9 protein-coding genes are annotated in these 14,515 nt (G+C 68.4%); 6 read left to right on the top strand and 3 right to left on the bottom strand.

Going from position 1 to position 14,515, the window contains the following annotated elements; all coding sequences use genetic code 11:
- Nucleotides 1-173: 173 nt before the first annotated feature.
- Nucleotides 174-425, top strand: coding sequence for an inosine/xanthosine triphosphatase (locus tag D7X32_RS00485; RefSeq protein WP_120600499.1), 252 nt, complete (start codon nt 174-176; stop codon nt 423-425).
- 59 nt (nt 426-484) lie between these two features.
- Here the strand turns inward: D7X32_RS00485 and D7X32_RS00480 are convergent, their stop codons facing one another.
- Entirely contained in the window at nt 485-1,384 is a 900-nt protein-coding gene (locus D7X32_RS00480) for a LysR family transcriptional regulator (protein WP_120600498.1), read from the bottom strand.
- A gap of 74 nt (nt 1,385-1,458) precedes the next feature.
- Between D7X32_RS00480 and D7X32_RS00475 the strand changes: the two genes are divergently transcribed.
- The 4 genes from D7X32_RS00475 to D7X32_RS00460 all read left to right on the top strand — a co-directional run bounded on the left by D7X32_RS00475 (nt 1,459) and on the right by D7X32_RS00460 (nt 5,430).
- Complete coding sequence (locus D7X32_RS00475) at nt 1,459-2,370, top strand: SDR family oxidoreductase (protein WP_120600497.1); 912 nt, start codon at nt 1,459-1,461, stop codon at nt 2,368-2,370.
- 5 nt (nt 2,371-2,375) lie between these two features.
- Nucleotides 2,376-2,741, top strand: a complete 366-nt coding sequence (locus tag D7X32_RS00470; RefSeq protein ID WP_120600535.1) for a hypothetical protein — start codon at nt 2,376-2,378, stop codon at nt 2,739-2,741.
- A 29-nt stretch (nt 2,742-2,770) separates the two neighbouring features.
- Entirely contained in the window at nt 2,771-3,409 is a 639-nt protein-coding gene (locus D7X32_RS00465; protein WP_120600496.1) for an RICIN domain-containing protein, read from the top strand.
- A gap of 143 nt (nt 3,410-3,552) precedes the next feature.
- Nucleotides 3,553-5,430 (top strand): tetratricopeptide repeat protein, encoded by a 1,878-nt coding sequence (locus D7X32_RS00460; protein WP_147449956.1) that lies wholly within the window; start codon nt 3,553-3,555, stop codon nt 5,428-5,430.
- Nucleotides 5,431-5,923: 493 nt separating this feature from the next.
- Here D7X32_RS00460 and D7X32_RS00455 read toward each other — a convergent pair whose 3' ends face one another.
- Both D7X32_RS00455 and D7X32_RS00450 read right to left on the bottom strand, forming a co-directional pair.
- Nucleotides 5,924-8,002: an Ig-like domain-containing protein gene (locus tag D7X32_RS00455; protein ID WP_120600494.1), complete on the bottom strand. Its 2,079-nt coding sequence runs from the start codon at nt 8,000-8,002 to the stop codon at nt 5,924-5,926.
- An 18-nt stretch (nt 8,003-8,020) separates the two neighbouring features.
- Nucleotides 8,021-12,106 carry a M4 family metallopeptidase gene (locus tag D7X32_RS00450; RefSeq protein WP_158625548.1) on the bottom strand — a complete coding sequence of 1,362 codons (4,086 nt, stop codon included), beginning with the start codon at nt 12,104-12,106 and terminating at the stop codon, nt 8,021-8,023.
- A 774-nt stretch (nt 12,107-12,880) separates the two neighbouring features.
- Here D7X32_RS00450 and D7X32_RS00445 point away from each other — a divergent pair.
- Nucleotides 12,881-14,392, top strand: coding sequence for an ABC transporter substrate-binding protein (locus tag D7X32_RS00445; RefSeq protein ID WP_120600492.1), 1,512 nt, complete (start codon nt 12,881-12,883; stop codon nt 14,390-14,392).
- Nucleotides 14,393-14,515 lie beyond the last annotated feature (123 nt).

Below are 14,515 nucleotides of genomic sequence, written 5' to 3'. Positions count from 1 at the left end.
GTCCTCCGGCGAGGCACGGTCCTCCAGGTGGAGGTTGGACACGCGGACGACCGACGGAGCGGGGCGGCTCCGGCGTTCGCGCGGACTCCGAGGCAGTGTCGGCGGGAACATGACGTCCGCGCCCCCCAGCACGTCCCCTGCCCCCACCGCAGCTCCTCGGTTGACGCCTGGCGATGGGCCGGTACCGGCGGGCCTTCTGGGTGGGAATCGCGGCGGTGATCGTCGGGCTGTCCACCTTCTCCTGGTACGCGATCCCCGTCCCCACAACCGGAGGCGGGAGCCGGAGCCGCCGACTCGAGCTGTCCTACCCCACCTTCGGCTTCTTCTGCTGGATGGGCAGCCTGGTGGTGGTTCCCGCCAGCGCCTCCATCCTCGCGAGGCGGGACGCGGAGGCGAAGGCCGCCGCCGCGTCCGCGTCCACCTGACCGGGGCGCCGGTTCGAGTGCGCACTCCCGCCGTGGCTGGAGATGCACGCGCCCACGGCTCACCGCGGTACGAGTTCACCAACGATGGGCGCGAGCACGCCCATCAACCAATTCATCACCACCCGCACGCGGCGCGGCACCGAGCGCCCGTGCGTGTGCAGGAGCACGATAGGCGCGGGCCGCGCGACGAACTCCGGAAGGATCTCGACGAGCGTGTTGTCATGTCGCTCGAGGCCATGACGGGGAACCTGCGCGATGCCCAGGCCCGCGATGCAGGCCTCTTCATACGCTTCGAAATTGTCGACCGTGACCACGCTGCGCATCGGCAGCTCCCGATAGACATCTCCCTCGAGGTACTCGAAGTTTGGGACGGGATCCGCAGCGTAATGGACGACCAGGTGGGAGCGCAGCTCGTCCAGCGTGCGCGGCGTTCCGTACTGGCGCAGGTACGACGGGCTCGCGCAGTTCATCATCGTTGATTCGCCAATGCGTCGGCCGACGAGGCCCGGTTCGGCGACCGCGCCGATGCGCAACACAAGGTCGAAGCCTTCACGCAGCGCCGCGACGATTCGGTCGCTCGCGCAGATGTCCACCTGGAGCTGCGGGTGCCGGGCCAGCAGCTCCGGCAGCCGGGGGATGACGAACCTGAGCGCGACGACGACCGGCAGCTCCATGCGCACCCGCCCGCGCAGCACGCGACCGGCGTGAAAGAGCGTCTCGATTTCGTCAGCCTCCGCGAGAAACCCGGGGGCGCGCTTGAGGAGCAGCTCGCCCTCGGGCGTGAGCCGGACGACGCGGGTCGAGCGCTGGAGAAGCTGTGTTCCCAGTTCGGCTTCCAGTCTCAGGACTCGCGCCGACGCACGCGCTTTGGGAATGCCCAGCTGACGTGCCGCATCGGTGAAGCTCCGCAGCTCGGCGACGCGGACGAAGACCTTCAGCGAGTCGAGGTCGATGCTCATTGTCACAATTTTCCAGACAGTGTGTCTGGATGCACGCTCTTTTTCGCCCGCGCGGGGTGCCCTACTTTACAGACATGAACTGGAAGCCCTCCGACATTCCCTCGCAGCACGGCCGTCTCGCCGTCATCACTGGTACTGGGGGGCTCGGGCTCGAAGACGCGCTCGCACTGGCGCGAGCCGGTAGCGAGGTCATCATCGCCGGGCGGAACCCGCGCAAAGGCGCCGACGCCGTCGCGAAGGTGCTCGCCGAGGTACCGACCGCGAGCGTGAGGTTCGAGCAGGTCGATCTCGCGAGCCTCACTTCGGTGGCTGACTTCGCCGCGCGGCTGCGGAGCCAGACGGACAAGCTCGACCTGCTCATCAACAACGCCGCGGTGATGACACCGCCGAAGCATGAGCAGACGGCCGATGGATTCGAACTTCAGTTCGGCACCAACTACCTCGGCCACTTCGCGCTGACGGCACACCTGCTCCCGCTGCTGCGCAAAGGCACGAATGCGCGCGTCATCACCTTGTCGAGTGTCGCCGCGCGAGACGGAACGATGGACTTCGACGACCTGCAGTCGCAGCGCGGCTATGCGCCGATGAAGGCCTATGGCCAGTCGAAGCTCGCGTGCCTGCTGTTCGCATTTGAGTTGCAGCGCCGCGCCGAAGCGAATCAGTGGGGAATCACCAGCGTCGCCGCACACCCGGGCATCTCGCGCACCGACCTGCTGCACAACGCCCCCGGCCGCTGGAGTGGCGTTGGCATCGTCCGCTCGCTCTTCTGGTTTCTGTTCCAGCCCGCGTCACAGGGCGCGCTGCCGACGCTCTACGCCGCGACTTCTCCCGACGCGAAGGGAGGCGGCTACTACGGGCCGGACAAGCTGAACGAGACACGGGGCTTCCCGGCGCCCGCGAAGGTGCCGCCCCGTGCCAATGAGCAGGCAACCGCCCAACGTTTGTGGCGCGAGTCGGAACAGCTCACGCGCGTCGCTTTCGGGTGAGCCTCATGCACAGGCACCTTGTCTACGCCGCATTCGGTTGGTTGACCTTCGCCGGCACGATGCACTTCTTCGCCGACGTCATGTCTCAACATCTGCGCGGAATCCGCACACCGAGCGCGGAGACGACGCTGTATTACGGGCTGCACTCAAGCTTCGCGCTGGGCCAGGTGGTGCTGGGTGCGCTCGGTCTCTTCCTGGCGCGGCGTGCGCCGGACCTCCTGCGCGCGTCTCCGGCAATCATCATCTCCATGACGGCGAGCATCGCGTGGCTGGTCATCGCGGTGCTTTTCATCGAGTACTGGCAACCCAAGGCGAACGCGGCGCTCATCCTCGCGTTGATGCTGGCCGTCGCCCTTACCGGAAGACAGTGACGTCGAGAGCGTCAGGCGCACGAAGAGGAGTGAGCGAGGCACGCGCGGACGTTGAGGCGGTGACGCTGTGGATGTCACCCCAGTACGCCGGCTTTCCCCCGACCGCCGAGTTCCACTACCACGCAGCGTGGTTGCGTCAGCATGGCCGCAATCCCGCCATGGTCTGGCAGCCCCCCCAGACGCCGGCGCCGCTGCCACAGCCCGTGCCGCAGGTGCCCGAGGCGGTGAGCTTCGACAGCCGGTGCTACTACCGGCTGACCACCCAGTGGCGGGGCGATGGCCTGTCCCTGGACATCATCAACGATGGGAAGAACAACACCCCCATCCTCGCCAAGACGGCCATGGTGCCGGGGCAGCGATGGAAGCTGCTCCCCGAGGCCAACGGCGCCCATCGGCTGGTGACGCAGTGGCGCGGCAAAGGACTGTCCCTGGCCAACACCGCCAGCAACCAGCCGTTGCTCGTCGACACGGCCGCCGCTCCGGAGCAACTGTGGCGGGTGACGCCGGAGCTCGACGGCACCCTGCGCCTGACGAACCTGGCGCAGGACGCGAGCCTGTCTTTGGACATCCTCTACGACGGCAAGGCCAACATCACCCCCATCCTCGCCCCAACCCGGGACGTCTCCGGACAGCTCTGGAATGTGACGCAAGTGGCCCCCTGTCCTTGAATCCAGTCGCTGCGTCATGCGTACGTCAAGCGGAGTGCCTGCCTCCATCGCCGCCGCGCCGTCAGGCGCGCCCTCTCACGCGGCGTGCGCTCGCGCTGGGAGTCAGGTGCGCTCCTGACGCATTTCGCGTATGGGATGAATCCATGAGCACAGGTCGTGTCATGGGATTGGCGGCGCGGGGCGTCCTGCTGGCGGTGTGGGGCTGTGTCCTCGGGGTGTCGTGTGTGAAGCGACCCGTGGACTACGCACGGGAACAGGCGCGAACCCTCGCGCCAGCGAAGTTGGAGTCCTCGTCGCAGCCCTCGACGGGTCCGGTCCGGAAGATCCGGGTCCGGGTCTACGCGGACTCGGACTATCGGGAGCAGGTGCTGCGCTGGCGAAGCAGTGTCGTGTCCCAGTTGCAGCGCGCGAGCTTGGTGATGCAGGGGCCGCTGGGCGTTGTCTTCGAGCTTGAGTCGACGCGCGAGTGGGCGCATCGAGGTGTCGAGGGCGAGTTGGAGGGTTCACTGACCGCGCTGGAGCTGACGGACCCGGGCGAGGACGTGGACCTGGTGGTCGGCTTCGTCTCCGCGCTCAAGCTCTTCTCCTCCGCGCAGCATGAGTTGGGCATGGCCCGGCTGTTCGGGCGCCACTGCGTGCTGCGCGAGATGGGAAACCCGGAGGAGGTCCGCGCCATCATGGAGGCGCTGATCCACCTGCCCCAGGACGAGCGGCAGACGCTCTACCAGGAGCGGAAGATGCACAAGGAGACGTCCGTCTTCCTCCACGAGTGGGCGCACACGCTGGGGGCATTCCACGTGCGCAACTCGCACTGGATGATGTTCCCGAACTACGCACCGGCGCAGGCGGCCTTCACACCGCAGACCCTGGCGTTGCTCAAGACCAGCCTTCGCCATGCCTCGGCGGGCCGTCGCGATGACGCTGGCGCGCGGGCCTGGGCGACCGAGCTGGGTGCACTGCTGGCCTCGACGTCCTCACCGGACTGGGAGGGACCGGAGAAGGAGGCTGTCGTCGAATGGCTCGCGAAGGTCCGCGAGAGCAAGGCGACGCTGGTCGTCCACCAGCCCCAGGCCACCCTGCCTCCGGAGGACCGGCGCCGGCTCGACGAAATCCTCGCGCTCGAGAAAGCGGGACGCGTGGAGATCGCCGCCCAGCAGATGGAGCCCCTCGCGCGACGCTACCCGGAGGACTCCCTCGTCCAAAGGATGGCCTGTTACCTGGACGCGCGTGTCGCCCCCAAGCTTCCGGCGACCCGGGAGAAGTGCGAGGCCGCCGCCGGGAAATTCCCCTCCGAGCCCGCCCCCTTGCTCCAGCTTGCGCTCCTGGACCTCCAACAGGGGCATCACCTGGAGGCGCAAGGCCAGCTCGTGCGGGCGCGGCAACGGATGGAAGCGAACCCTGGAACACCGCCGGAAGTCTGGGGAGACCTCGCGGACCTCTTCAAGCAGACCTCCTCGGTCACGTGGGCGGAGCAGGCCACCCAGAAGGCGGGCAATGACTCTCGGGCCGAGCCTCTGCGGACCTGGGCTCGGCAGGCTCGACGCTGGAAGGCGCTGCCGGTGGATGTCTCCGTGAGCGGTGTCGCGGTGGAGCGGGAGGGAGAGTTCATCCGCGCGGCGAAGGACGTCGAGGATTCCCTCGACAAGGGGCTGGCGACGAAGGCGCAGGCACGACTCACCTGGCTGAGGCGGGAGTTCCCGCGCGCGGCGGTGCTGCACGTGTTGGACTGCGAAGGCCACATGCGCGCTGGCAGGCCGGGGCCCGCGAAAGCGGCGTGTCGGCAGGCGGTGGCCGCGCACGAGGAGGCGGTGCAGGCGCACTTCATCCTGGGATGGCTGGCCTCCGCGTCGGGTCCCCGCGAGGAGGCGCGGACCCACCTGGAACGTGTCGTGGCGCTGGAGCCCTTGCACAGGCAAGCGTGGCAACTCCTGGCGGAGCAGTACCGCGCCGTGGGGATGGCGGAGGCGCTGAAGGCGCTCCAGGGGCGCTATCGTGAGCAGTTCGCCCAGGAACTGCGCTGAGGCGCGGCGCGCCTGGGCGTTGGTCAGCGACCGCCATCCGCAGGCCGGGGGGGCGGCCCTCAGAGGCGCGTCGCAGGCCGTCGGGCCGAACGGAACTCCCGCGTCATGTCGCGCTGGGAGGTGCCGGCCTCCCGACTCCAGTGCTCACCGCGCCGAGGTTCGACAACACCCTCATACGTTCTAGGAAAGCCGCTCCTCGCCTCCGAGCGGCGGCTGGCGAAGAATCGCCGGGCCCGCAGGCGGTATGTGGATACCCGCCTCAACCGGCGTAATCACCGTTGTTGCTGCGGCTGGCGTGTGTCGACTCGCAGTCTCGCTTCCTGCATCCTCCAGAACCTCCCTCGCGGTCGGCCCCTTGCGGTTCGCTCGGGCGTGCTGCGCCCCGCTTGCCCGGAGGACCTTCACCTCCAAGCCATGCCCATGCTGGGCGCATCCATGAAAACGGCGGCCTTCCCTGGGGAAGGCCGCCGCTCTCACTGCGTCAGGCTCCGGACTACTGCGCGGTGGTGAGGGTGCCCACCGCCACGTTGATGGCCTGCAGCGAGCCGGAAGCCGGCAGCGCGTGCGCCTTGAGGACGTTCAGCGGCACCACGGTGCCGGCCGGCGTCTCTGCGGTGGCCTTCACGGTCAGCGCCACGGACAGCAGCGCGCCGTTGTACGCGTGCGCCGGAGCGCCCTTCTGGTACACGCCCACGCTCAGCGTGCTGCCCTTCACGCCCGACTTGAGCAACTGGGGCGCGGCGCCGAGTTCGTAGCCACCGTTGGCCACGTACTCGGAGCCGTCCACGGTGGACCAGGACGCGGTGGCCGCATCCAGCCCCAGCGTCAGGTCCGCGCCGCGGCCGGACTGGCCCGTGGGGCCCACCAGGTCCAGCACCAGCGTGTTGCCCGAGGACAGGCTGGCGTTGCGAACCAGGCGCCAGCCCGTACCCGTGGGGTCCTCGTACTTCACCGTGCCGGCGACGGGCACGGTGATGACGGCGGAGTCCTTCTTCGACGCATCCGCCACGCTGGTGGCCGTCACGGTGTACGTGCCCGGCTTCTTCGGCGCCGTGTATGCGCCGGAGCTGGTGACGGCGCCGTTGGCCGAACCGCCCTCGACGGCCCACGTCACCGCGACGACGGAGGTGCCCGTGACTTCGGCCGTGAGGTTGACGACGGCCCCCTGATCCACGGTGGCCGTCTTCGGAGTGACGCTCACCGCCACCGTCGGAACGACGACGGGGTCCACGGTGAGGGTGGCCGAGTCGGACTTCGTCGGGTCCGCCACGCTGGTGGCCGTCACGGTGAACGTGCCCGCGCGACGCGGCGCCCGGTACACGCCCGTGCTGCTCACGGTGCCGTTGTCGTCACCGCCCACCACGGACCACTGCACCGCGACGTTGCTGCTGCCGGTGACCTGCGCGGACAGGGAGAAGGCGGCATCCTGCGCCACCGTGCCCGTCTTCGGAGAGACAGTCACCGCCACCGTCGGAACGACGATGGGGTCCACGGTGAGGGTGGCCGAGTCGGACTTCGTCGGGTCCGCCACGCTGGTGGCCGTCACGGTGAACGTGCCCGCGCGGCGCGGCGCCCGGTACACGCCCGTGCTGCTCACGGTGCCGTTGTCGTCACCGCCCACCACGGACCACTGCACCGCGGCGTTGTTGGTGCCGGTGACCTGCGCGGACAGGGAGAAGGCGGCATCCTGCGCCACCGTGCCCGTCTTCGGAGAGACAGTCACCGCCACCGTCTCGACGACGACGGGGTCCACCCGGATGGTGGCCGTGGCCTTCTTCGCCGGGTCCGCCACGCTGGCGGCCGTCACGGTGAACGTGCCCGCCTTGTGCGGCGCGCGGTACACGCCCGTGCTGCTGACGTAGCCGTTCGCGTCGCCACCCTCCACGGACCACAGCACCGCGAGGTTGTTGGTGCCGGTGACCGCGGCCGTCAGCTGGACGGTGCCATCCCAGGTGGTGGTGGCCGACGTGGGGCTCACCGTCACCTTCACCTCCTCGACGACGACGGGCTCCACCGTGATGGAGGCGGAGCCCTTCTTCGTCGGGTCCGCCACGCTGGTGGCCGTCACGGTGAACGTGCCGGACTTGTCCGGCGCCGTGTACCGGCCCGTGCTGCTGACGATGCCGTTCTCGTCGCCACCCTCCACGGACCACTGCACCGCGGTGATGGAGGAACCGGAGACCTCCGCCGTGAGGTCCGTGACGGTCCCCTGCCCGATGGTCGCCACCTCCGGCGTCACCTTCACGATGACCGTCGGAGTCTGGACCGCCTCCACCTTGACGGTGGCCGTGTCCTTCTTCGAGGTGTCCACCGCGTTGGTGGCCACCACGGTGTACGTGCCGGCCTCGGCCGGCGCGGTGTAGACGCCCGAGCTGCTGATGGTGCCGCGGGAGTCGCCTCCCTCCACCGACCAGAGCACGCGCGGGTCCTTCGCGTCCTTCACCGAGGCGCTGAAGGTCGACTTCTCACCGGCCTTCACCGTGACGGTCTTCGGAGTCACCGTCACCGGCCCCGAGTCGGGGTCGGAGCAGGCCGCCAGCGCCCCAATCAGGAGCGGAACAATGAGCTTCATCCACGTTTTCATGAAGGATTACCGTCCGAACTGGCTGACGAAGAGGGTGATGTCGTTGTCGTTCACAGAGCCGGCGCCATCGAGGTTGGTCGCCTCGGAGCCGTTGGTGCCGTAGTCCTGCGCGAGCAGGCCCATGTCCTCTCCGTCCACGACGTTGTCGCCATTGATGTCGCCGGTGTAGACCTGGAAGGTCGCCACGGCCGTCGCCGTCGGTACCACGACGCTCGCCGCGGATACGTGGCACAGGCCACGGACCCCCGGCGCGGCGTAGACGCCGTCCGTGCTGATGGTGCCGCAGACGCGGCCCTCCGCCACGGACCAGCTCACCGCCGTGTTCACCACGTTCGCCACGTTCGCCTGCAGGGCAACGGAGCCACCCACCGGCACCACGTGCTGCGCCACCGCGAACTCCACCGTGACGGGCAGGAGCGTGAACGGGGTGGTCGCCTTGGACCATTTGCCGTAGGCGTCGTACGCCACCGCCTCGAGGATGTGCTCCCCCGGCGCCAGCGGAATCAGGAACAGCGGCAGCAGGTACGGCGCGGACGAGGTCCGGCCCTTCAGGGCGCCGTCCACGTAGAACTCCACGTAGGCAACGCCCGTGTCGTCGGTGGCCTCGGCCCGCATCGTGTAGGTCTCGAACAGGCCCTCCACGCTGGCGGTGATGTGCGGCGCGGCCTGGTCCTGGACGGTGGAGTTGCGCACCTCGAAGGTCACCACGCGCTCCGTCGTGTTGCCCGCCTTGTCCGTGGCCGTCGCCTTGAACTGGTGCGTGCCGTTGGACAGGGTCTTCGTGTCGAACGCCGTCGCGTAGATGCCCTGCACGTCCGTGAACGAGGTCACCGGGGCGTCGTCCACCAGGAACGCGAGGGTGGACGTCCAGATGTTGTCGCCCACGGAGGCCTTGAGCTGCACCGTCCCGTAGCTGCCATCGACCGCGGCGGAGAGCGTGGGGCTCTCGATGTCCGCCTGGGTGGAGGTGACCAGGTTGACGTCGTCCAGGAAGACCTGGGTGACTCCGCCCGTGATCTGAGGAGCCGCCGTCTGGTCCGCGTCGAAGAACAACTGCACCGTCTGGCCCTTGTACGCGGTCAGGTCGAAGCGGTGCTGGATGTACTCCCCGGCGGTGTCATCCAGGTTGGAGAGCGTCTTCAGCGTCGCCAGCTCGGTGCCGGCGGAGTCCCTCACCTTCGCGCTGATGGTGTGGTGGGCCACGGCGTCGTTGAACGCACCGTTGTAGATGCGCAGCCAGAAACTGAAGATGGCCGAGGTCGCGGTCGCCGGGATGGCCACGGACTGACGAACGGAGCTCCGCGCCAGACCCGCGTTGGTATAGAAGACGTACATGCGGCTGCCCGTGTGCGCGAACGACGCGCTGCTGAGGATGCCTGTCGAGCCCGACGTCGTCGTCGCGCTCGTCCAGCTCCCGGCGGCCTCGAAGCTGGGATTGAGCACGCGCTGGGTGGAGGTGGAGTCCACGTAGAACGTCACCATGGCGGAGTCACCCACGTTGCCGCCCGCGTCCGTGGCCCGGGCGACGAGCGTGTGCGCGCCGGACGTCAGCGTGGAGAGGTTGACGACCCGGGAGAACGACTTGACCGAGTTGCCCAGGGACGTGCCGTCGACGAGGAACTCCACCGCGTTGACGAAGCCGTTGTCGGATACGTCCGCGAAGTAGCCCACGCGCGTGCCGGAGATGACCGCGTTGGCCTTCACCCGGGGCGCCTCGGCGTCCGCCGCGGAGGTGACGCGCAGCGAGAAGTCATCCACCTGGAAGTTGGTGGCGAGCGAGGCGTTCTCGCTGCCTTCCAGGAAGATTCGCACCGTCTGGCCCGCGTAGGCCGTCAGGTCCACGCTCTGCTGCGCATAGCCCAGCGTCGCATCCAGGTTGGACCACGTCGCCACCGTCCCCAGCACCGTGCCCGAGGTGTCGCGCACCTGCAGCGTCAGCGTGTCGCGCACCGCGGTGGTCGTCGTCTCGGAGGTGGTGAGGTTGAGGAAGAAGGTCAGCGCGGCCTGGGTGACGCCGGCGGGAATGGTGACGTCCTGCCACAGCCGGTCGACGTGCGTCGTGCCATAGCCGTTGAGCCATGCGTAGCCCTGGCCGTTGCGCGGGCCGGAGGAGACCGGGAAGTTGATGTTCGTCGGGTCATCCGTCCAGCCCAGATTCTCCTGTTCGAAGCCCGGGTTGAGCAGGAGCTGAGCGAAGGTGTTGGAGACGGTGAAGCTCGCCGGAGCGGACGCGGCGGAGTTGCCGGCCGCGTCGAACGCCACCGCCACCAACGCGTGCGCGCCATTGGTCAGCGAGGTGGCATCCAGCGGGAGCTGGAACGGCTGGGAGGAGACGGTCCCCGCCAGGGCGCCGTCGACGTAGAGCTCCACGCGGGCCACGCCGACGTTGTCGTCGGCCTGCGCCTTCAGCTGGAGGTCCGGCGCGCTGCCAGAGACGCTCGCGGCGACGGTGGGGGCCGTGCGGTCGTCGTACGTCCCGGCGGTGTAGCCCACGTTGATGGCCGCGAAGGCGTTCTGCACCGCGCGGTACTCGTTGGACTGCGAGCCGAAGAGGTCCGCCGCGGCCTGGAGGCTGCTGGTGCGGGCCGACAGGTAGTTGGACGACGGGAACAGGTAGACGGTGAGCGCGCGGTACCAGATGGCCGCCGCCTTGTCGTTGCCGATGCCCCTCATGCCCGCGGGCAGGTAGGTGCTGGAGTAGTCGGTGCTGACCGCCAGCGGCTGCACGCCCTGGGACAGGAAGTAGAAGGCGCGGTTCATCGGGCCGCTGCTGTAGTGCACGTCGACGTTGCCGAGGCCGGGGTACCAGGCGTCCGGGCTCTTGCCGTCCAGCGACGGGCGGAACATGACGCGCAGCGGGAAGGCGCTGAGCTGCTCGGCCATGAGCCAGTTGCCGCCGGTGTCACCAATGGCGCTGCCGCGGCCGTTGGCCACCCAGAACTCCGTCAGGGTGCCGAAGATGTCCGAGTTGGCCTCGTTGAGGCCGCCGGACTCGCCGTCGTAGATGAGGCCGGCCGTGTGCGAGGTGACGCCGTGGGTCATCTCATGGCCCGTCACGTCGAGCACGCCCATGGACCTGAGGCCGCCGGCGGCCGGAAACGAGCCGTCGCCGTAGCTCATGCAGAAGCAGCCGTCGCTCCAGAAGGCATTGTTGTAGAGGTTGCTGGCGTGCACCCGGTTGTAGGTGGGCGAGCCGACGCCGTCGATGCCGTCGCGGCCGAAGATCTTCTTGTAGAAGTCCCACGTCGCCAGCAGGCCGAAGTGCGCGTCGACGGCGGCCGTCTGGCCGTTGGTGCTCAGGGTGTTGTTGGCACCGACGATGTAGTTCTGCCCGTCACCCCAGGCATTGTCGGCGTCCGTGTAGAGGGTCAGCGTGGGAACGACGCCGCTCTGCACGGCGGCGTGGTTGACGTCGTAGGTCCGGATGCCCTCGCCGCCGGTGCGCGTGACGTCGCGCAGCTCGAAGAGGCCCTGGGTGTTCTGGAAGACGTCCAACGGGACGTCACCGCTGTATTGCGAGTGGCCGAGGCCCTTGGCGGCGGCCGTCTGGAGCGAGTTCCACTGCTTCAGCACCTCGCCCGACTGCGCGTCGACGATGAAGTCCGTGTGCTTGACGCCGTCCTTCGCGTTCTCCAGCTCGGTGTGCACGTGGTACGCGAGCCGGTAGCTGACGACCTGCGTGTCGAAGTCCGCCGCGTTCTGCTCCGCGACCGGCTTGCCGGGGTAGCGGTTCACGAGCCGCGTCTGGGGGTAGACGATGAGCTCGCTCTTCGGCGTGACGGCGAGCTCGCCCTTGGGCGCCAATTCCTGGGTGGCCTTCGTCACCGCGGACTTCGCGTCCAGCGCAGGCGTCACGCCCAGGCGGATGCCCTTGCGCAGGCCGTCAGTGGTGATGCGGAGGTCCCCCGCGGACAGTCCCTGGTGGGTGATGGCCATGGCGCCCCACACGGGGATGCCCTGGTATGTCTGCTCGAAGCGCGCGTGCGTCTGGCCAAAGGAGTCCGTGCTGGAGCTGGACAGTTGGAAGTCGTCCCGCGAGCCCAGCCCGAGCTTGAGGCTTTGCGCCTTGAGGCTTGCCAGGGATTGCGCCACACGGGCTGGCTCCCGGACCTGGAGCTGCATCAGCGTGGATGGGGCAACAGGGCTGAGTTTCTCAGCCGCGAGGGATGAGCTCGCCGAGAAAAGACCGGCGAGGAGCAGAGGCCACCGGGGCCACGGCTTGGACATGGATTTGACTCCACACAGCGTTCAGGGGAACTCCCGCCGTCAGCACCCGTGGGGGGCGTGCCGCCGCCGGAAGGGTCACGCGCATGGCGGAGGGTCCGAACAGCTTCAGACCTTTGCCCCCGTACGTTCCATGGTCAGCGTAATTGTCCGCCAGTATACATTGCCGACCCCCCAAAGAAACGGGGCGACCCTGAAGGCCACGCAACGGCCACAAGGAAGCACACGGAGTTGCGGCGGCTTCACGCTGGGTCCAGGGAGACCGGTGACACGCCTCGACCTCATGGGCGCCGAGCCCAGGGAGGCACACGGGACGACGTCGCGTCACCCGGGCGGGGCGCATCGGCCTTCGCCTGTGCCTGCGCAGGAGGGGGCAGCAGGCGCAGGTCCATGAGGGTGTTGTCCGAAGGGACGGCAACGCATGGCATCTTCATGGATTGTCCACGACTCCGTACCCAGACGAGGAACAGCGCCAGTCATCAACGGAGGCCGTTGCCGGGCTCACCTGCCGGCAAGCGCGTTTGCCTTCACAGTTCCGAGGGAAAGTCGGACTCGAAGCGCTCCCGGAAATGTCAGACCGGCACGGTATGAATCTCCCTGCGCGGCGCCAATCAGGGCGTCGCCGAAAGGGTTGCCTTCCCAATGCATAAGACATTGATTTCCATCGGGATTTTGGTCGGCATGACAGGGGTCGGCTGCGGGGGTCTCGACGAGGCCGAGGCGGTGGACTCCTCCGTGTCGACGGACGCGACCTCCCAGGTCACCCAGGGCCTGATCACCCAGGTCACCGGCACCAGCCCGGTCACCTTCGTCGCCACGTCGGGCAACGAGACGAAGCCCTACGACCAGTCCGCCACGTCCGTGGTGGCATACACGCGGGACTCAACGACCGGGGCGTTCACGGCCTATCCGGGCACGGGCTCCGCGGACGGCACCCTCTCCGTGCCGAACGTCCCTTCCGGCCGCATCTACCTGAAGCTGGGCTCGCGCTACCTGGTGAGCACCGGCCGTGCGTTCGACCTGGGCTCCACGGAGTGGGGCCGCGATGGCACCTTCGTTTCGCTGCCCACCCCCGTGACGGTGTCCGCCACCGGCCTGTCTCCCTGGCAGTCGGGGGACTACCTGGAGGTGTATTCGTTGAACCCGGGCGCGTTCGGCTACGTCAACAGCGGCGTCACGGGGTTCCCCCTGGCGGGCGCCACGTCGCTCTCCGGGCTGAGCTTCAATTACGCCGACATGCTCAACCCGGTGCTGCTCGATAGCAGCCTCGGGGATGTGTTCTCGCTGGCGCAGATGCGGTGGCAGACGAGCGCGAATGGAGTTCCCTACCGCGCGATGCACAAGGTGCTCAACACGAGCATGACGCAGGTGGAGGGCCAGCCCGTCTCCGTCAGCGGGACCTTCACCCAGCCCGCCGCGACAGGCACCTTCGCGGTGGACTGGAGACGCTCGGCCTTCGAAGCCATGCGCACCCAGGTGAACCCGGGCGCGGTCAGCACGTACAACGAGATCTGGATGTCCGCCCGGCCGGCCGCGCTGAGCTCGGCGTTCGCGTCCATCAGCGGGCAGCCACTGCTCGTGAAGCTCAATCCTGACACGCTGCGGACCGACATCGTCACGGGGAGCATGACCTACAACAACCCGCTCCCGGCGACGTGGCAGAAGGTGGCGCTCGTCGCCGCCGGCTTCACGAAGAGCTACACGCTGGGAACCGCGACGCCCTACACCATGGGTGTGGACATCCGCGTGGATCAGGAGGCGAGCGCGTTCACCGCCGCGCCCGTGCAGCCCCTCGTCGGGCCGGTGCAGGCGCCCCAGGTGAACACGCGTGGCGCGTTCCAGAACCTCACGGGCGTGGGGACCGACGCCTCGCTGCGCTGGTCGAAGCCGCTGGTCGGCACGGCCACGAACTACGTGGTGAACATCTACCGGCTGGGCACGAGCAACGGCGCCACCACCGCGACGCGCGTGGCGGCGCTGCACACGGACCTCCAGAGCGTGTACCTGCCCCCGGGCGTGCTGCTGGCGGGCCAGACGTACTTCGCCGAGATCCAGAGCTGGTACCAGCCCGGCTCGGACCTCGCGACGAGCCCGTACAAGCGCGCGCTGCCTCGAGGCCGCGCCAGCGTGCTCACCGGCATGTTCAGCCCGTAGCCGCTGAAGTCGTGGGAAGGAAGGGAGACCGCTTCCTTCCTTTCCCACGGGCCGCATCCCGTGGTTGACCGCCTTGTCAGCCACCAAGGGCAGCCGTTTCTGAGCATCCCGGGCTTTTGATGA

Source organism: Corallococcus carmarthensis, assembly GCF_003611695.1.
In the GTDB taxonomy this organism is placed as follows: domain Bacteria; phylum Myxococcota; class Myxococcia; order Myxococcales; family Myxococcaceae; genus Corallococcus; species Corallococcus carmarthensis.
This window is presented reverse-complemented; position numbering and strand designations above follow the sequence as displayed.

Excerpts from the sequence above, each read along its gene's own strand:
- D7X32_RS00475 (WP_120600497.1), top strand. The coding sequence starts at position 1,459 with ATGAACTGGAAGCCCTCCGACATTCCCTCGCAGCACGGCCGTCTCGCC.
- D7X32_RS00455 (WP_120600494.1), bottom strand. The coding sequence starts at position 8,002 with ATGAAGCTCATTGTTCCGCTCCTGATTGGGGCGCTGGCGGCCTGCTCC.
- D7X32_RS00470 (WP_120600535.1), top strand. The coding sequence starts at position 2,376 with ATGCACAGGCACCTTGTCTACGCCGCATTCGGTTGGTTGACCTTCGCC.
- D7X32_RS00460 (WP_147449956.1), top strand. The coding sequence starts at position 3,553 with ATGAGCACAGGTCGTGTCATGGGATTGGCGGCGCGGGGCGTCCTGCTG.
- D7X32_RS00445 (WP_120600492.1), top strand. The coding sequence starts at position 12,881 with ATGCATAAGACATTGATTTCCATCGGGATTTTGGTCGGCATGACAGGG.
- D7X32_RS00480 (WP_120600498.1), bottom strand. The coding sequence starts at position 1,384 with ATGAGCATCGACCTCGACTCGCTGAAGGTCTTCGTCCGCGTCGCCGAG.
- D7X32_RS00485 (WP_120600499.1), top strand. The coding sequence starts at position 174 with ATGGGCCGGTACCGGCGGGCCTTCTGGGTGGGAATCGCGGCGGTGATC.